General features: G+C 44.0%; 16 protein-coding genes. 7 read left to right on the top strand and 9 right to left on the bottom strand.

Features of this window, described 5'->3' with window-relative positions; translation table 11 throughout:
* The first annotated feature begins 23 nt into the window (after positions 1-23).
* Positions 24-752 carry a DUF599 domain-containing protein gene (locus tag B158_RS0102540; protein WP_018623763.1) on the top strand — a complete coding sequence of 243 codons (729 nt, stop codon included), beginning with the start codon at positions 24-26 and terminating at the stop codon, positions 750-752.
* Between the two features lie 61 nt (positions 753-813).
* Here B158_RS0102540 and B158_RS0102535 read toward each other — a convergent pair whose 3' ends face one another.
* A complete protein-coding gene (locus B158_RS0102535) occupies positions 814-1,404 on the bottom strand; it encodes a DsbA family protein (protein ID WP_156823035.1) in 591 nt (196 codons plus the stop codon).
* Between the two features lie 145 nt (positions 1,405-1,549).
* A complete protein-coding gene (locus tag B158_RS0102530) occupies positions 1,550-2,167 on the bottom strand; it encodes a c-type cytochrome (RefSeq protein WP_018623761.1) in 618 nt (205 codons plus the stop codon).
* Positions 2,168-2,297: 130 nt separating this feature from the next.
* Here B158_RS0102530 and yihA point away from each other — a divergent pair, with 130 nt between their 5' ends.
* Positions 2,298-2,915, top strand: coding sequence for a ribosome biogenesis GTP-binding protein YihA/YsxC (gene yihA / locus B158_RS0102525; protein ID WP_018623760.1), 618 nt, complete (start codon positions 2,298-2,300; stop codon positions 2,913-2,915).
* A gap of 80 nt (positions 2,916-2,995) precedes the next feature.
* On the opposite strand, the gene B158_RS0102520 is transcribed toward yihA, so the two are convergent.
* Complete coding sequence (locus B158_RS0102520) at positions 2,996-3,577, bottom strand: hypothetical protein (protein WP_018623759.1); 582 nt, start codon at positions 3,575-3,577, stop codon at positions 2,996-2,998.
* Between the two features lie 182 nt (positions 3,578-3,759).
* Between B158_RS0102520 and B158_RS0102515 the strand changes: the two genes are divergently transcribed.
* Positions 3,760-4,617 (top strand): tetratricopeptide repeat protein, encoded by an 858-nt coding sequence (locus tag B158_RS0102515; RefSeq protein WP_018623758.1) that lies wholly within the window; start codon positions 3,760-3,762, stop codon positions 4,615-4,617.
* Positions 4,618-4,665: 48 nt separating this feature from the next.
* Here the strand turns inward: B158_RS0102515 and B158_RS0102510 are convergent, their stop codons facing one another.
* The 5 genes from B158_RS0102510 to B158_RS0102485 form a co-directional block, all read right to left on the bottom strand.
* Positions 4,666-6,885: a PKD domain-containing protein gene (locus tag B158_RS0102510; protein ID WP_018623757.1), complete on the bottom strand. Its 2,220-nt coding sequence runs from the start codon at positions 6,883-6,885 to the stop codon at positions 4,666-4,668.
* A 510-nt stretch (positions 6,886-7,395) separates the two neighbouring features.
* Positions 7,396-10,134, bottom strand: a complete 2,739-nt coding sequence (polA, locus tag B158_RS0102500; RefSeq protein ID WP_026309200.1) for a DNA polymerase I — start codon at positions 10,132-10,134, stop codon at positions 7,396-7,398.
* Positions 10,135-10,237: 103 nt separating this feature from the next.
* Positions 10,238-11,131 carry an aspartoacylase gene (locus B158_RS0102495; RefSeq protein WP_228127052.1) on the bottom strand — a complete coding sequence of 298 codons (894 nt, stop codon included), beginning with the start codon at positions 11,129-11,131 and terminating at the stop codon, positions 10,238-10,240.
* A gap of 5 nt (positions 11,132-11,136) precedes the next feature.
* Positions 11,137-11,610: a thermonuclease family protein gene (locus B158_RS0102490; RefSeq protein ID WP_018623753.1), complete on the bottom strand. Its 474-nt coding sequence runs from the start codon at positions 11,608-11,610 to the stop codon at positions 11,137-11,139.
* A gap of 31 nt (positions 11,611-11,641) precedes the next feature.
* Positions 11,642-12,952, bottom strand: a complete 1,311-nt coding sequence (locus B158_RS0102485; protein WP_018623752.1) for a threonine/serine exporter family protein — start codon at positions 12,950-12,952, stop codon at positions 11,642-11,644.
* Positions 12,953-13,094: 142 nt separating this feature from the next.
* On the opposite strand from B158_RS0102485, the gene B158_RS0102480 reads away from it, so the two are divergent.
* The 4 genes from B158_RS0102480 (at position 13,095) to B158_RS0102465 (ending at position 17,717) form a co-directional block, all read left to right on the top strand.
* The gene (locus B158_RS0102480) at positions 13,095-13,367 is read left to right on the top strand and encodes a hypothetical protein (protein WP_018623751.1); all 273 of its coding nucleotides are present in this window, start codon (positions 13,095-13,097) and stop codon (positions 13,365-13,367) included.
* A 73-nt stretch (positions 13,368-13,440) separates the two neighbouring features.
* Positions 13,441-15,753, top strand: coding sequence for a TonB-dependent receptor (locus tag B158_RS0102475; RefSeq protein ID WP_018623750.1), 2,313 nt, complete (start codon positions 13,441-13,443; stop codon positions 15,751-15,753).
* A gap of 157 nt (positions 15,754-15,910) precedes the next feature.
* Entirely contained in the window at positions 15,911-16,399 is a 489-nt protein-coding gene (locus tag B158_RS0102470; RefSeq protein ID WP_018623749.1) for a DUF2165 family protein, read from the top strand.
* A gap of 61 nt (positions 16,400-16,460) precedes the next feature.
* The gene (locus tag B158_RS0102465) at positions 16,461-17,717 is read left to right on the top strand and encodes a pepsin-like aspartic protease (RefSeq protein ID WP_018623748.1); all 1,257 of its coding nucleotides are present in this window, start codon (positions 16,461-16,463) and stop codon (positions 17,715-17,717) included.
* 19 nt (positions 17,718-17,736) lie between these two features.
* Here the strand turns inward: B158_RS0102465 and B158_RS0102460 are convergent, their stop codons facing one another.
* Complete coding sequence (locus B158_RS0102460) at positions 17,737-19,512, bottom strand: SLC13 family permease (protein ID WP_018623747.1); 1,776 nt, start codon at positions 19,510-19,512, stop codon at positions 17,737-17,739.
* Positions 19,513-19,581: the final 69 nt, after the last annotated feature.

Genomic DNA, 19,581 nt, shown 5'->3' with positions numbered 1-19,581 from the left:
TGCCTTAGTTTGAGGGTTTCCCGATGTCCCTATCTTTTTTGCCGTTTCTTGACTGGATAGCACTGGTCTGGTTTTTGATTTGCTGGGTCGGCTACACTCAATACGCCAGAATTCAACATAGCAAGCGGCCCACTATTGCCAATCAACTTGCGGCAAACCGTGAACAGTGGATTGAAAAAATGCTGAAACGGGATGTTAAAATTTCTGATATGACTGGGCTGGGGATCTTGCAGCGCAATGTAACCTTCTTTGCGTCCACTACCATTTTTATTATTGCAGGTCTTTTAACGGTACTCGGCTCAACGCAACAGGCCATTAATCTCCTTTCCGCGCTGCCCTGGATTGAGATTGCCTCACGTGCAGCATGGGAAGTTAAAATTATCCTGCTGGTCGTCTGTTTTGCCTATGCTTTTTTCAAATTCACCTGGTCCATGCGCCAATACAACTTCGCAGTGGTTCTGTTTGGTGCAGCTCCTGATCAATCCTGCGATAAAGAAGAGCACAAACTGTTCATAAAGCATACCAACTGGCTACTCAGCCGTGCCTCAAACTCCTTCAACTATGGCCTTCGCGCCTACACCTTTGCCATTGCCGTACTTGGATGGTTCTTCAACTCCTGGATTTTTATCCTTTGCTCAAGCATCGTTGTGTTAGTGCTCTACCGCCGCGAATGCCGCTCAGCAACTCTTGATGCACTCTACAACGCCAGTCACCATAGTAATGAGAAACCGTTACCGGATTATTGGGGATGATATTTAATATCAGGAAGAACCGTCCGCACTTAAACTTAAATACGGACGGAGTTAGAAAGGATTACATCGACTTCAAATAACGTAAGACTTCGGCAAAACGATCTATTTTCATGGTGTGGTTGGCGTCTGTTGCAAACTGCCCCTTAATGACTACAGTTGGTGCGTACTGTATTTGATACTTGGCTGCCAGCTGTTCCGCTCTTTGTACTTGTCGATAGAGCTCCTTGTCTTCTAGCAACTCTGTTAAGGCTTCTTCATCAACTCCCATTGCCAGAAGTTCTTGTTGCATGGCGTTAAAGTCAGTGACATCAATCTCACCGGCATCAATTTTTGCAATCATTGCAGTTTTCTGTTGCTCGCTTAACCCCAACAATTGCATGGTGTAGTGCAATTTCGCAGCAGCGCGCCATTCAGGGCGTGCAATAAGCGGTACATACTCCAGATCTTCCAGCTCTGAATCCAGCTCCTTCTCCAATTTGCGACAAGAGGTGCAACCAAGCCAACTGAAATAGAGGTTATCCTGCGTATCTAACTGCTTCGAATCAGGCAACTCGATCCGCCAGTAGTCCCGCCCCTGCTCAATAGCGGCGGCGGAGGGTACGACAACCATTAATCCCAGACTGGTTGCTAAAGCCAAAAATAAATGTTTCATAATTTTCTCTGGATAGATATTTATACAACTCATAGACAACTGCTTAAACACAAGGTGCCACAGTTCATTCGCCATAAAAAAAGGCGACCAATGTCGCCTTTTTTACCCTGATTCAACAGGTCATTGCAACTTTAAAAGGTCAAAATTAATGAAGACCCAACATAAAGTGTGCAACTGCTTCAATTTGCTGTTCTGACATACGGTTTGCGATATCACGCATCACTGCATTGTCATCATTAGCACGCTTAGCCCAACTGAAGTCTTTCAATTGCTTAATGGTGTACTCAGGATGTTGGCCAGAAACCGCTGGATAACCCGCTAAATCTAGGCCTTGACCCGTTGCACCATGACAAGCAGCACAAGCTGCCACGCCACGCTCAGCATCACCTTGGAAATAGATTTTTTTACCTAATTCCAGGAATTCTTTTTTAACAGCGCCAAGCTGAGTTTCCTGAGCTGCATAGTAAGCTGACAAATCAGCAATATCCTGATCACTCAAGTTAGCAACCATTGGTGCCATTGATGGATCGTAACGGCCTTGCGATTGATCTTTTGCACCGGCCTGGAAATCATGGAGTTGTTTTTCAAGGTATTTTGCGTTCTGACCAGCTAACTTTGGCCAAATCACGTTTGCACTGTTACCGTCTTTACCATGGCAAGCGGCACATGTGGCTGCCAGTTCGGCACCTTTGGCGGCATCACCTTCCTGCGCAGAAGCGGTGGCACCAAATAAGAATAATGCAACAATCACTAACTTTTTCATCAGGTTACCCGTATAGTTCTGTTAAATGGTCATCGCTGAGATGCAATGACAGAGAATTCGAAAAAAGTTCGATGAATTATAGGGAACTAACCAGTAAAATGCCAATATCTCTTATAAAAAATACGCCTTTATGAACTATCACACAGCCAAATATCTGCTTGGCGCAGCCAAACTTGCTCAGCTACCACCCGATGAGGGTATTGAGGTTGCCTTTGCGGGTCGCTCCAATGCCGGCAAGTCGAGCGCTCTCAATACGTTAACTCAGCAAAAGAGCCTTGCCCGTACCAGTAAAACACCGGGCCGCACCCAGTTAATTAATGTTTTCACTCTGGATGAAGATAGACGTCTGATTGACCTGCCTGGCTACGGTTATGCCAAAGTTCCAGAAGCCATGAAACTTCAATGGCAGGAAGAGCTATCCCGTTATCTCCAACAGCGTCAGTGTTTACGTGGTCTGGTTCTATTAATGGATATCCGCCATTTCCTTAAAGACAGCGATCAGGACATGCTGGCGTGGGCTGCCGAAGTTGGACTCCCCGTCCACTGCCTGCTTAGTAAAGCTGATAAACTCAAGCAAGGGGCAAAGTCAAAGGCTGTGCTGCAATGTAAGAAAGCCGTCAAGGAGCTTCACCCGACAGCAACCGTTCAAGCCTTTTCTTCGCTCAAACGTGAAGGCCTTGATCAACTGTATAAGATACTGGATGAGTGGTACCACCCTTCCGAAGAGCCTGAGGAACAGACTGAATAATAGCGGATTAATCTGAAGCTTACATATAAGAAGATAAAAGGGGCCGCAGAGCCCCTTTTATCACGGATAGTTAAGAGTGATTAGAACCTAAAGGTTAAATCAAACTCTTTTCTGGCGCTTAAATCAAAGTAATTGGTAGCCGAAGCTGTGACCTTTGCCCGCATGATACCGCCGACACCCCCAAGCCTGCCGCATATATCATTAGCTTCCTTTAAGATTGCAGTTGCGCTGACTGCTTTTACCTTTGGAACCTCATCACCCGAGCCCGGTAGCGGATAGCTTCGATCCAGATTTTCACCTAATTCTATAAACCCGTATTCGCGCTCATTTCCATCTGAATCATAAGATCTCACCCGGCACTTAAATTTTACGCTAACCTGAACCGTTACGTTCTTAACACCTGACTGCAGATCTTCAGCTGTTGCCAGGAATGCGTATCTGGTATTTGGATTGACACCCCTAAATACCGCTGTTTCACCTTCTCTAAGGAACTCAACATTTACTGTAGTACCGTAAGCGGCACTTAGATCAGCTCCAGGCATTGACACTTTGATTGTTGGAGGACTGTGCTCACCGGCATCTGGTAGACGAACGGTTTCACAACCAGCTAATAAGAGTATTGCTATAAAGGTGGGTAAATATAATTTCTGACTGATTTTCATTTTTAACTCCTTTTTTGTAAATTAGGCTTCCTGCCCACTCTGTATTCTATTTTTCGTTTTTAATATTTTATAGGGCACTTTTCTTATATTGCTGTAAGTTATATCTGCTTTATTTTGCAAAGAAGCACTAGCTTCGCTAGGATCAATTCACTAAGCCTTTGTTTATTCTAGCGAGGAAACCCATGTTCAGCCGTATTATCGCTATCCTTTTGTTGGTTATAAGCACCAATGTAATTGCCGCAGACCAACAACCGGAAAAAGAGCAGGTAGTTAAAACCAATGCCACTTCTGCTCAATATCCACCTCTAATTGAGCGTTACATTCTCGACGAGCTGAAAAGCATTCGCCAGGATCAGCAGGCTTTCAGAGCAGAAGTTGAGAATAAAGTTGCTAACGCACGCCTTGATGTCTCAGATCGTGCCATTCGCTATACCACTGATACGCTCAACAATGTCTTTATCATTATCACCACTGCAGCATCTCTTCTGGTGCTCATGGGCTGGCGTTCTCTACGCGATGTTCGCAGCAAACTTAACGAAGTGGTTGAAATTAAAATTACAGAGTTGACCAGCAAATATGAAGAACGCTTAAAAGACCTGGAGGATAAACTCAAACGTCGCTCACAGGAAATCATTGAAGCCCAGGAAGATATCTCCAAAGCTAATGAAATACACTCAATATGGATGCGCGCTGGTCTTGAAACTAACATGCATCAGAAGATTAAACTTTATGATGAACTGCTGGCAATTAACCCAACCGATATAGAAGCACTGATTTATAAAGCTGATGCAGCATTCGAGCTGGGTGAGTATGAGTGGGCATTTAGTTTAGCCAATCGCGCCATTGACCAGGATGAAGATCACGGCCTTGCTTACTGGCAAAGAGCTTGTGCCAATGCAGCCAATGGAGCCGTCCAAGATGCTATCAGCGACATAAAAATCGCGGTTGATAAAGCTCCTAAACTGGCCGAAGAAATCGAACGTGAACCAGCTTTTGAACCACTGCATGAATTGGAAGAGTTTAAAGAGTTGTTAGCTTAATTTATTCGAGGAAAAAAAGGCCAGCAATTGCTGGCCTTTTTTAATTACTTATGGAAACTGTAGAGTTCCTTCCGGGTGCTTTTTCCATGAACGGGTATCAGTCTGTTCGAAGTACCAAATATCTAGAAGCTCCTCATTTAAGTCATTATAAATTAACGGGTATAAGTTGAAGCTATGCTTGTTAATGGTGTAGTAATCATCACCATCTATTTCAAACAGATCCATCACACGACGATTATATACAAAACAATTAACACCTTCTGGCTCACATGGAGTATTTGATAAATTTCTGTATCTATCAACAATAACTTTGCCGGACTCTAATTTCCAGCTTAGAGGCTCTAGAAAGTACTCTGGGCTCTCAACAATACCATCTCCATCTTCATCACTACCACTTGCTACATAACCAGTATTATCTGGCTTCAAATAAAGCAAGAAATTCATGTCTGGTTCGCTGAGAATATCCTCGAGTTCATAAAGCCCAGCAATATTATTAGCATTCCACAAGCTACTTATACTTCTTTGCGCAATACTTCCAGTTAACACGCCTTTATAATTTGATGAGATATCTTTAGCAATTACACCAACCTTATGGTCGTCAAACTTAATCACTTCTAGAGTTCCACCATTAAGGCTTAGTATTAATCTTCCAGACTGATTAATGGCCCAAGTGCCATTACCTAACTGGGGCAAAGTATTATATACAGTACCGGTTGATGTAAGTTCAAAGCTGCTTCCTTCATTAGTAATTGAATTATTAAGTGGTCCATACGCCAAAGTATTTTGGTCAATACTTTCAAACAAGTAGTCCGCCCTCATTGGCAACATAATTTGACCAATAACTTCACTCTCAGCAAAGGGCAAGCCAGCCTTTGTCATTGCTGAAATCTGATAGTCATCAAAATCTTCATCAAAGAACTCAGGATTATTTGGATAATGGTAATAGCCCTGTTTTCTTCTTATAACAATATCTATATTCGGAAAACTCCTTACAAGTTTGAAAGAAATTTGTTCGAGTGTTGTTTCCTGGTCTATATATCTACCTTCTTTGTTGACCTGGATGGTATCAACGACTTTATTTTCTGGCAAAGTTACCGAAAGATCGGTTGTCTGATTCAGCCACGAGCCTTGTTGAGAGGCCATACTGTATATAAAATTTACTTGTTCAGTTGGTAAGAATTCGTAATACTCATAAAGCTTAAATATGTCACCTGATGTATGCATATAAAAAGATGGCGTTGTATCAAAGTCTGTAACTAAACTTTGGTCTGTTACCGTCGCCAATTTTGCAGCTTGCATGTCTGCCTTAGATTTTTCTGACAATTCTAATGCCATAAAAGCCCGATAATTATTGATATCTGCAACAAGCTCCCAAGTGTCTGCAATACCATCTGGCAATGTAGCTTCAGTATTAGTTGCTCCATAATCAACAATAAACTTAATCAAAGTTGCCATTGATAGAATCGTGTCGCCATCTAGCTTGAGACTATTTGACTCCAACTCTTCGATGGTAGCCGGTAGAATATTATTGTTACGATATTTTAACTGAGCAATTATTGCTGTTGATACATGAGTTACATTAACACTGTTATTTTCATCAGCCGTCAGGATATTGTCACTCCCTGCTTGACTTACAATCGAGTCAAAGCTATCTACCACAGACATCAACTTAACGTGGCTTTGATTATTAATTCCTTGCGCTGTAAGAACGACTAAATCATCATCAAAACTGACATCTTCATCAGTACCTATCACTAATGAATAGATACCATTTTCGTCAGCAGTTGTGGTGTAGGTTCTGCCACCCACTTCAGCCGTTACTTCTGCATTAGCAATTGGGCCATCAGTTACCACACCCTGAAGCGTTACTTTTTGCTCGTCAACTGGGTTTACAGTTACAATAACCAGATCTGACCCAGTTGCACCATCATTGTCTGTTACTGTTAGAGTAAATTCGAGATTAGTAGCTTGTTTAGCAACTGGTGCTGTAAATTCTAGGCTTTGCTGACCAGTATTGCTTAAGGTTATTTGAGGTCCAGATGTCTGTTCCCATGAGTAAGATGCAATGCTACCGTCACTATCTGTTCCTGAACCTTGAATAGTTACTGCAGTTTGCTCATCTACGGTTTGATCTGCACCGGCATTAGCTGTGGGTTTTTGATTAACAGGCTCTTGTTCAGGCGTCGAATCAGAACCGCCACCTCCACAGCTGATAATCCCCAAAGAGAATAAAGAAACAAATAAGAGCTTAACCCCTTTATTATTCATGATAAATATCCTATGTAATTTTTTGTCAATGCGCTTTTTCTAGCCTTGCGAATAATAGCGGGATTTGTTCATATTTCAAGCAGAAATGTCATTTATGCATTATCCCTATTTATATTAGATAAATTGCAAGCAAATTAATCTTATTCAAGAGTCTTTGAATTTAAAGGCTTAGAGAATTAATCATTGATTATGCTCACGAATTTATTCGAGGCAAAAAAAAGGGGTGGCCTGAGGGAACAAGGCACCACCCCAAATGCGCAATCCGGCTTGGGGAGGCCGAACTGCAAGTCCCGCTGGAAGGAGGGAGTCGCGGGGAGCGCATTCGTTGCGCTCAGTACAATAGACATTGCTTTGGGGTGTTTGTTGCAAGAAAAGTGTCAGCTTTTGTAAAGAGTAGCAAGAAATGTGAACAGGCTAACGATAGTCGTTTTTAGCTTAAAAATGACTCACAGAATCGACCGCTAGCGGTTCACAGTTCTCACTTGTTTTACAGCCTGTCGACTAAAATTTTTAGTGTGCTTCTTCCCAGTTTTCGCCAATTCCAACATCTGCGATTAACGGTACGGATAGTTCAGCAACACTTTCCATTAATTCTGGAATTTTCTTTTGTGCTAACTCCAGCTGGCTTTCTTCGACTTCAAAGACCAGTTCATCGTGTACCTGCATGATCATTTTGATGCCTTTGACATCTTGTAGCCATTTATCCACTTCCAGCATTGCCAGCTTGATAATATCGGCAGCACTGCCCTGCATAGGTGCATTAATCGCTGTACGTTCCGCTGCCTTGCGGCGCATGCCATTCTTTGAGTGTATTTCCGGTAAATACAGGCGGCGCCCGTAAAGCGTTTCAACATAACCCAGGTCGGCTGCTTTTTGTCGCGTTGACTCCATATAGGTTTCTACACCCGGATAACGTGCAAAATAAGTATTGATGTAATCTTGCGCCGTATTGCGATCAGTGTCGATTTGCTTTGCGAGGCCAAATGCAGACATGCCATAAATCAGACCGAAGTTAATGGCTTTAGCATTACGACGTTGATTCGAAGTCACTTCTTCCAATGGCACATCAAATACTTCAGCGGCTGTTGCCGAGTGGACATCTAGTCCTTCTTCAAAGGCTTTCAACAGACCTTTATCTTGCGACAAATGAGCCATGATACGAAGTTCGATCTGTGAATAGTCAGCGGCTAAAATTTTGTGCCCCTTCGGCGCAATAAATGCAGTGCGAATACTGCGACCTTCTTCAGTCTTGATGGGTATGTTTTGCAGATTAGGATCAGTGGACGAAAGTCGCCCAGTCGCAGCTACAGCCTGATGATAAGACGTATGAACACGACCGGTTTTGTCATTAATCATTTGCGGCAACTTATCGGTGTAAGTTGACTTTAATTTGCTTAAACTTCTATGCTCTAAAATTAATTTTGGTAAGGGGTAGTCAAGCGCCAATTCCTGTAAAACTTCTTCGGCTGTTGATGGTTGACCTTTAGGAGTTTTCTTTAGAATTGGCAAACCTAACTCTTCATAGAAAATAGACTGCAATTGCTTTGGTGAACCCAAATTAAATTCTTTACCTGCAATTTCAAAAGCTTCTTTCTCAAGCTCTTTTAAACGCTTTTCAAAAAGATGACTCTTCTCTAGCAGAAGTTTCCCATCAACTAAAACACCATTGCGCTCAACTTTAGATAATACTCGCAACAAAGGCATTTCAATGTGTTCAAAAACTTGAGTAGGCCCCTCACTTTCTTTCAGTTCTGGCCATAACTTTTGATGTAGACGCATCGTTATATCTGCGTCTTCCGCTGCATAAGGAGCGGCCTGTTCAATTTCAATCTGATCGAATGTGAGTTGATTCTTTCCTTTGCCCGCGATTTCCTCGAACTTAATATTCACATGATTTAAATGGTGAAGCGCGAGCGTATCCATGTCATGCCGACTGGCGACACTATTCAAACAATATGACTCAAGCATGGTATCAAACTCGATACCACCTAGTTCAATTCCATAGTTAGCCAATACGCTCATATCGTACTTCAAATTCTGACCGACCTTTTTATGCTTTTCAGATTCAAGCAATGGCCTTAATTTTTCTAAAACTTCACCCCTATCTAACTGCTTAGGGGCGCCCATGTACGAATGAGCGACCGGCAGGTAAGCGGCCTCACCATTATCAAGACCAAACGACATGCCAACCAACTCCGCTTCGATATAATTTAGGCTGGTCGTTTCGGTATCAAAAGAAAACAGTTCTGCTTCTTTTAGTTTTTGTATCCACTTGTCTAAATCTTGCTGCTCTAAAATCGTTTCATATTTAGAACGATCGACCAAAGCTACACCTGATTCACTTTCACCATCCTGACTTGATTCATCACCCTCACCGAGTTCTTTCAATACCTCAGTTAGCCAGCGCTTAAATTCCATCTCGCCATAGAGCTTCTTTAACTCTTTGTGATCCGGATTGCCAATATTTAACTCACCGGGCTTATATTCAAGTTCGCAATCCAGCTTAATCGTTGCTAATTCATAGGAAAGCGGTAAACGATCAATCGCCTCACGAAGATTTTCACCAATCTTGCCGCCTATCTCATCTGCATGGTCAATAACCCCCTGCAGGCTATCGTATTGCTCCAACCATTTTACAGCTGTCTTCGGTCCGCACTTATCAACGCCTGGTATGTTATCAACCTTATCCCCGACCAAAGCCAGATAATCGATTATCTGCTCTGGTTTTACGCCAAACTTCTCAACAACCCGTTCCCTATCGGTAATTGGATTATTTTTATCCATGGTGTTAATCAGCGTGACATGCTCGCTAACCAATTGCGCCATGTCTTTATCGCCAGTCGAAATTAATGTCTCACGCCCCTCATTGCAGGCCTGTTTTGCCAATGTACCAATAACGTCATCCGCCTCAACTCCCTCAATCACTAACAAAGGCAACCCCATTGCTTTCACAATCTCATGAATTGGCTCAATCTGTTGACGCAAATCCTCCGGCATCGGTGGACGGTTGGCTTTGTATTCTGGGTAAAGATCATTGCGGAAGGTCTTGCCCTTGGCATCAAACACCACCGCCATATGCTCTGGCTCAAACTCTTTTATCAGACTCTTCAGCATATTGATGACACCAAACACAGCACCGGTCATCATCCCTTTGGAGTTAGTCATTCGCTGTAATTGAGGTACATGATAGGCACGGAATAAATATGAGGATCCGTCTACAAGAATAAATGGAGGCTTTTTTTCTGACATTATGAATTAGCGATATTGGTTAGATACAACTAGTGTAGCAAAAAACGTTACCTTCTCGCAGTCAGTTTGTTTCAAGAGGTCTAAAGATTCATCTTTAGAAACATTATCCAATATGGTAGGTGTGTTTCTTAGACATTGAGAATGCTTTCTTCTCATCATAATACGCAGCTTCATTGATGAAGCTTATGGTGCAGTCTTCGCCATCATAGAATTCGTCTTCACCATTAAACAGATGAAAAATTGGCTCGCCTGATTTGAGAGTCTGGAAATCTCGGTCTTGAATATTCTTATGCACCATGCCACAGATATTACCAAGTGGATCGGTCGGTAGATGCATGACACCAAAGTATTCATAGATATCTATCGATTCTGAAGGTTGCGGTAAGCTGTGCTGGTTATAGTGTTCTATAAACTCTGCGATTAGCTGCACCGCCTGCTCGGTTTTTTCAAAAACCTCATGCTTCAATTGGCCTTGTGGTACAGGGCCAACTTCTACTAATACATGTCTATCGGCAACGGTCATTAAGAAATGATGATCTTGTTGTTTTTCAAGCGTCACAGTTACATCGTCCATTCGTTGTTGAACATAATCTACCAACATCAAATGGAAAGTATCGGTTTGAGTTAATACCAGGTTGACGCCCATTGGGGCAGTTGATGTGTGCAGATCAATGATCATGTCGACGCGGGCATCGCCTTTTGGCCCCAGTTGGTCATTGATTTCTTTAGCACGGGCATTTTCATAACCTGATAATAAAGGGTCTTTCAGGTCGGATTGTTTAAAGCTGCGATTGAGATCGCGGTCGAGGTAACGACGGTTATGTTTAAAGGCTTCGGGATTGGCTAGCAGATATTCCAGCTCGAAGGTTTTAGGTTTTAATAGATGGGGATATTCATGGTACTTTTCCAACAAGTAAACACCCGTGTATTCATTGCCATGAGTTCCACCGACAACTACTGCCTTATTTACCATTTCTCTTGCTTCTTCCCTAGACACAACCGTTACCTCGCCCGTTGTTTACGCCATTCCCACGGCTCAATGCGCTGGCTTTCCGGCAGCGCCCAAATGCCTTTTTTTGCATCCCTGGCAGTTTCCTCTAGCAGTTCCATTTTTTTGCTTTTACTGTAGCGCCACCGCCATGCCATTCCCTCAGCAATCATGATTTCGTTAACAGATTGCCCATCCACCATGATATCGACCAACAGGCGACCATATTTATCGCGTTTATCGCCAATCAATTTAATGGGTTTATCCATAACCATTTCTTTCAAATAATCTCTCGAGTTTGACGCAAACGGCTGTTCTCTTTCCGGTGCGTCAATATCCTTAAGTCGAATGGTGAAACTATTACCCTTATCGCAGCAGACGATCATGCTGTCTCCATCCTGCACGAACTTGACCCGGTACTCTGATTCTGCCGGCTCGCAGCCAGACAACAGAAACACCAACACAAAACATTGCAATTGTCTTATCATGCCTACCCCACTTTATCATCAATGCGTTTGATTAGCTTAATGGCTTACCCAGCTTTGCTTTTGTTTTTGGTTTTGGCAAAGTGGCAATCGACGAAATCAATAAGCCAGTAACTAATGATATACCTATAATAATCATATTAAAGGCAGTATCCAATCCACCAATAATATCGTGCTCTAGTAACGCTGTCAGGCTTTTGAAGCCAATACTGCCGGGAACCAGAATAATGAAGCCAGGCATCATAATTGTTGCCGTCGGAACCTGCTTGATGCGATAGGCGAGGTTTGCAAACAACCCTACAGATAAGGCTCCCACAAATGCACCGCTTGCTGGGTCCATTAATTTTACCCCCCAGCGTGAGACAAAGTAGGCGATGCAGACCGCTGCAATAATCCATGGGAAATGGCTCCAACGGGCCTGAAATAAAACCACAAATGAAAATGACGTAGCCAGAATGGCAATCCAGATGGACCAGGTTGGAAGCAATACCAAGTTTGTTGCAAGCTCAGTAGGAAATAGAAAATTACCCAGCTGACTACCAATTGCCACCCCAAAAGTCATCTGGATAAATATCACGCCAGCACCCAACAGTCGCGCGGTACCCGATACCAGATTCTGGGTTGCCAACTCAGCCATGGCTATGGTCAGCATCATCCCAGGGACCAGAATTATAATACCCGCAACAATCGGTATATAGGTGGATCCCAGGCCCAGCCATTTATTAAATCCAACTGAAATTATCGAAGCCATAAAGGCACAGAGGGCTGGCATCAGGTTGGCCACGGTTTCTGAGCGAGAGCCTGCTAAATTGACCAGCAAACCTACTGACAGGCCAATTACTGCTCCTGTAATTACCTCAAGGAATCCACCATTGAATATCCTTGCGATTGATGCCGAAACAAGCATAAAGCAAAGGATGGTCCAGTAGCGATTATGGACTGGTTTAGAGCGGGTGATTTCATTTAATTTATTTGCCCCCTCAACCGTACTCATTTCTTCATTTATGACGGCATACGCGACTTCCATGGTTCGACTCAACTTGTCGACATCCACTTCACCTGCATTCGAGCGGATCACATAAGTCTGCGGTTTGTCTTCTTCCAGCATGAAGGTCAGGGTAATACTGGTCGGCACCGCTATACATTGCAGACCATAGCCAAGTTGTTCCGCTACATTGGTCAGTAGGCGCTCAAGTTCATAACTGGGCACACCGTAAGTATGCAAGGCTTTAACCAGTCGCAACATAAAGCCCACAGGCTCGTGGCGGTTTGGAAAATGAGGCACCATATCGAGTCTGCGCTCGGATATTGACTCAGGAATTTGCTCGGTTAGCTTTTCACTCATCGTTCTGGCTAAATGGTTACTGGAATCTACCAATGCTACCTGTTTTTGTTCACTATTTGTAACATTAATCGGTTATTCTTGTATTGCCTATCGGTAATAAGGTAATTAGGATATTAGACCTCTGTAATAGGAGTCACAAACCATGAGCAAATCCATAAAACACATACTACTGATTGTCGCCCTGCTTGGCATGGCGCTGGTAGGTGTTGCTCATGCTAAAGCTCCCGATCATGAGACCAGCGATTGTGCTATCTGCCTATACCAGCCTTTTAAAGACTATCATAGCAGTTCGCCAACTCTTTTCGTTGCGTCTCCTTCTATGATTGCGGAGCAATCCATAGCCTGGCCAACACCTGTTATTGAGTCCTGTCCACGAACGGGTTATTTTGGCCGCGCCCCACCAGTTTCAGCTTAATTTCTCCAGTTTTATTCTTTTATTTGTGTATTAACCGAATAGACACAGGTCTATTCTATGAGGAATCTTAAGCATGAAATATTCTGCTATTGCATTATTACTATCCGCAGCATTAAGCCAGCAGGCCTTGGCAGCTGACAACCAAACTTTTTCTGGCACCCTTCAGGACAGCGAGGGTAAGCCTCTTGCCAATGTTGAAATCTTTATCTCTTCTGAAAATCAATCGGTCACCACCGATGAAAATGGCCGCTTTGAGTTCACAGGTCTTGAAACCGGTCGTTATGTTCTGGATATCAAAGGTGGCAAACAAGGTCACGTTAATAAAGCGGTCCAGCACACTGGCGAAAGTCTGACAGTTACAGTCGATTTTTCCGACACTCAAACTTTAGTGATCACTGGTAATCCGCTTGAGCACACTATTCTTGAGATGGCCGCCCCAGCAGTTATCGTCAGCGGTGACGAACTGACCCAGAAGCGCGGCTCCAATATTGGCGAAACATTGGCTGAAGTACCTGGTGTCAATCTATCCAGTTTTGGCGCTGGCGCTGGGCGTCCGGTTATTCGAGGACAACAAGGTAATCGTGTCACGATACTGAGCAATAACAGCTCAACGCAGGATGCCTCTAACGCCAGTCCTGATCACTGGATCGCAGCGGAACCATTACTGGCAAAACGTGTTGAAATTTTAAAAGGGCCTGCAACCCTACTATATGGCGGCGGTGCTGTAGGTGGCGCGGTCAATGTAGTTGATAATCGTATCCCCACCGAACTACCTGACGGCATTGAAGGCGGTGTGGAAGTACGCATGGGCGACTCGGCCACTGGCGAGCGCAGTACGGTGGGTACTTTTTCTACCGCTAATGGCGGTCTTGCCTTCAACATTGATGCCTTCAAATCGGAAACTGATGAAATTGAAATTCCAGGATTTGCTGAGTCCTACTACTTGCGCGAACAAGAAGAAGCAGAAGGCGAAGCAGGCCACGACGAGGCTGCTTCCGGCATTCTTGAAAATAGCGATACTGACAGCAAAGGCGGCAGTGTTGGCTTCTCCTACATTTCCGATGCGGGTTACTGGGGCATGTCTTATTCCGATTATGAGCGTAATTATGGTTTACCGGGCCACGCTGAGCATCATGATGAAGGGGCAGTTGTTGAACCTGAACCTACTGAAGAAGCAGTTCGTCTCGACCTTCGTCAGCAACGCTGGGATATGAAGGGTCGCTGGAATGATCCCTTTGATGGTTTCCGTAGTTTAAGCGTGCAATTTGCCAGCACCGATTATAAGCATCAGGAAATTGAAGGTGCAGAAATTGGTACCACTTTCCTGAATGATGCGCAGGAAACTCGACTGGAGCTGGTTCATGATTCCTGGAATGGCTGGCAAGGTGCTTTTGGTTTGCAGTATTCGGACAGCGATTTTGTAACCATTGGTGATGAAGCCTATATTCCTGCATCCAATACAGAGAAGTTAGGACTCTTCTGGCTGGAAGAGTATGAAGTTGGCCATTGGCACACTGAGCTAGGCGCACGTTACGACAAGCAGACCATCACTACCGATATGTTTGGTCAGCGTGATGATAATGCATTCAGTGTTGCAGTTGGTTCCTTATGGCATCTTGATGAGCACTGGACACTGCCAATCAATATCACCCGTGCGCAACGTCTGGCGGCGGTTGAAGAACTCTATTCCAATGCCGGTAATACAGAAGCAACCTATGTTCCTCATCTTGCAACTGCCAGTATTGAAGTGGGTAATCCTGACTTAGGCAAAGAAACCGCCAACAACATCGATATTGGTATTCGTTATAATTCAGACTCAGTGAGTGCATCGGTTGCGATTTTCCATAACCGTATCAATGACTTTATTTATCTTGCTCATGAGGAACACGAACCGGCGCCTGGTGAAGTCCACGCCCATGACGAGCTGCCAGTATTTGTCTATAGTCAGGCTGATGCTGTATTTGAGGGTGCTGAAGCAGAGATTGACTGGCGTTTTGCCAGCGATGGATTGGCTGTCTGGAGAGCGGGGCTATTTGGAGACTATACCAACGCTGAACTGAAAAGTGGCCCCTATTTACCACGTACGCCAGCCAAACGTTTAGGCGGTTCCATTGGGTTTGATTACGATATGTTCACCAGTAACCTGTCGGCGACCAAAGTATTCGATCAGGATCATCTGGCAGAAGATGAGCTACCAACTGATGGCTATACTCTGGTTAACCTTGATCTGGGATACAACGTGTTCTTTGATGAGTCAGAATTGTTCCTGTTTTTACGTGGGCAAAACCTGACCGATGCAGAAATCCGAGATCATTCGTCATTCCTGAAAGACAGAGCGCCACGTGCAGGCCGCTCACTTCTTGCAGGATTCCGCTGGACCTTTTAATTCTTGAGCAGTAGCAAGCAACGGTTATTCCTGTTGCTTGCCATTTCATATTATTGATACAACTCTCTTCTTTCTCGCACTAGCGATTTTATGGCTTATTACCTATACTCTTTGAACTGATTGTTTTTTAATCAGGCTGATAATCAAGGAGGGAACTATGACGATTCGTCATTTCAAGGTTATTTTTGTCTTACTGTTAGCACTCATGTGCCTAATCTACGCTTTTCAAAATATCGCCAACATCGATGCCTGCTATCAAGCCATTGCCTATGTGCTTTCCATGCAGGAACACGCTGTTTACCCAGACTCCTTTATGCCAAGCATTGAGAGCAGCTTTTTGGTCTGGTTCGTGGTCATTCTGATCATTACAACCGAAATCATCGCTGGCCTGGTGCTATTAAAAGGCGCTTGGGACCTATGGACATCTCGACTGGCGGAAGCCATGGCGTTTAATCATGCCAAGAAATATGCGCTTATCGGTGCTGGCATCGGAATTATTGTCTGGTTTGGTTATTTCGCCGTATTTGGCGGTGCGCTGATGCAGATGTGGCAAACTCAGGCCGGCTCGATGTCGCTGACTGGTGCCTTTCAGTATTTTGCCAGTTGCGTTTTCATCTGGTTAATTGTAAATAGTAACGACGTTTAGATTTAAAGCCTCTATCGAGGCTTTCTTTTAATTTAATGAGTACCCCAAGGAAACAACAATAATGCCCAAGGATACGATGAAACTGCCCATCACCATTGTGCCAGCCAAAGGCGGCTACTGCGCCCCTATTCAAATTGGTTGCAATCAGGAAGTCGCCCATCTTTTACTGGATACAGGCAGCAGTACCATTGCCGTAGAAACCAAAGCTTATAACCACGCCAATGACTATTATCTTAAGCCAACGCCGCTGGCGCAGGCGCTCACTTATGGTGCCGGTGGTTGGGCAGGCCCAATCGTTAAAACTCACTTGTCGCTTGAACATGACAATAAACGTATGCTCCTCAAGGACACTCATATTGCGGTAATTAAGACCGAACAACAGGATAATTTTTATGGGGCTGATGGCATTCTCGGGCTTGGCTATCGCGAACTTAATCGCGCCCATGACCTGACAGACTATTTCACAGAGAGAAATCACGAGCCGGCACACACCTATCCCTGGCCGTTTGAGGTTGAATCTAGTAAACAGGGTATCCGTCAATTTCGTAAGCAGTTAAAACAATACCCGGGACTTTATCCCAAAGCATTCTTCACCCAGCTCGAAGAACAAAAAATCAGTAAAAATAAATTTGCCCTGTATACCAAGCGTTCCATCGTGCATGTTGCCGATCCGACTTATACCGATGAACATCTACATGCCGACCCATTAAATCAGGGGCTGCTGATTCTGGGTGCCGGGGAAGTTCATCGCGAACTCTACCATGGCAACCTCGAAACGATTGATGTGGTGCACGACAGTTATTACAACACCAAGTTAATTTCGATGCAGGTTGGTAATGGCCGTGAAATTGCCGCACCACCAATTCAAAACAATTATCGCAGCAAGGGCCGCTCCAACAGCATCATTGACTGTGGCTCCAGTTTCTTAGTATTACAGCGTTATCTTTACCAGGAACTAATGGATGACCTGATAGACCTGGATGTCAGCTTCATTCGTCATATTGAGCGATTCCAGAATGCCAATCAGGCTGGCAAAGGCTACTTCCCGACTGATCTGGACTTAGCTCAATGGCCTGACATTCACTTTTATTTCCTTAGCCCCTATGGCGAGAAAATCCGAATGAGCTGTACCCCTGATAATTATTGGCAGATTAATGCACTGGAACATGGCCGAGCTTATTTCATGATCATGGATCAATTAAAAAACTGGCCTGATATGTCGATTATGGGTTTGCCACTAATGAGCGACTATTACTGCGTGTTCGATCGGGAATACGATGCCAATGGCGTCATAAAAGTTGCCAAGGTGAAACTGTAATCACCTCGGCAACTGTGTTCTAAAATGGAAAAAACATCGGTATGACAGCGGTTGCCAGAATCGCAAAAATGATATTCAGTGGAATACCAATCTTGAGGAAGTCTCTAAACTTATAGCCACCGGCACCATAAACGAATGTATTGGTCTGATAACCAATTGGCGTTGCAAAGCTGGCACTGGCAGCGAACATTACTGCCATGATAAAAGGTCTCGGATCGAGCCCCAATTGTTCAGCAAGTGCAATCACCAGCGGCCCAATTAATACCGCTACCGCATTATTACTGATCATTTCGGTCAGCAAAGAAGTTAATACATAAACTGCAAACAGCAAACCAATGGGGCCAATATTTTCGGTAATTCCAACAACTCCTGAAACCAATATCTCAGCTGCGCCTGTTTTTTCCATGCCCAGACTCAGTCCCAGCATACCGAATATCAGAAACAGAATACGCCAGTCAATCGCATCAAATGCTTCATCAGGATCGACACAGCGCGTGATCATTACAATAGTAGCGCCAATAATGGCTAATCCTGCAATCGGCAACACATTCATCGCTGCCAGCACCATAATGCCAAGAATGGTAATGAAAGCGATGGGGGCTTTGCTACGACGAATGGGTCTATCTTGTGGTTCGGTTAAATTAATGATGTTACCGTCTTCCAGCAACCGCTTAATTCCGTCAACCGGACCTTCTAACAATAGGGTATCGCCAAACTTTAATTTAATATTCTCAAAATTTTCATTCAGATTTTCATCATCACGATGAATAGCGATTACATAAACGCCATATTTACGTGCTAAACCTAAGTCCATCAACCGACGTCCCATAAGGCTGGATTTTTGATTGATACTGGCTTCCATCAACAATGATTCACTGGCAGTAACTGGCTCAAAACCTTGTGGTAACGTTGAACTGAACTCGACTTGCCCATCTTCTTTTAAACTTAACAGCTCGCTGGCATCGGTTTTTAAAATAAAGCGGTCGCCTGCCTTAACCGTCAGCTCTCTCATCCTGCGCCTTACCGAAACATTACGTCGAATCATGTCGATAACGCTGGCCCCTTCTACCGGCAATGAGAAGTCTTTTACCTGTTTTCCTATATGGTCTGACTCAGCCGGTATGAGTATTTCGGCGATAAATTTTCTCTCAGGTTGGCTGCCAACAATATCTGCCAGTGAATAGCGATCAGGTAACAAAAATCGGCTGAGGATCATCATGTAAGTAAAACCGACCACTACAAAAAACAGTGCCGGTAAGGTCATTTCAAACATACCAATCACTGGCTGACCATGGTCAGTTGCCACAGTACTCATCAAGATATTGGTTGAAGTTCCAACCAGCGTTAAGGTGCCACCAAAAATTGAAGCGAAGGATAGAGGGATAAGCAGTTTTGAAGGGGGCATGTTAATACTGGCTGCCAATGAAATGACCACCGGCGTCAGCATGATAACAATTGGCGTGTTATTCATGAATGCTGATGAAATCATGCTGAAAAACATGATCACCAATAATGAACGAAGATAGGAACCTTTGGCACTGCGCTTGAGGATATTACTAATAATTTGTAGCACGCCAGTCCGCTCCAGAGCGGCACTGATGATAAACATCATGGCAATTGTCATTGGCGCGCTGCTACTGAATACTGATAGAAACTCGCCGGTATCCAGAATGCCTACCACCATCAATATTGCTGATGATGCCAGGGCTATTACTTCTGGAGGGTATTTCTCCCAGATGAAAGCGATAAAAACCGCTAATACCAGTCCAAAAATGAAAATGACTTCAAAAGTCATACAAGCTCCGTTTGCACCAAGAATAAATCAATGTACCAGCCAATTTATCATACATCAGGCTATCGCCAA

The organism is Kangiella aquimarina DSM 16071, assembly GCF_000374105.1.
Lineage (GTDB): Bacteria > Pseudomonadota > Gammaproteobacteria > Enterobacterales > Kangiellaceae > Kangiella > Kangiella aquimarina.
The sequence above is the reverse complement of the archived record's forward strand: the minus strand, read 5'-3'. Positions and strand labels throughout refer to the sequence as shown.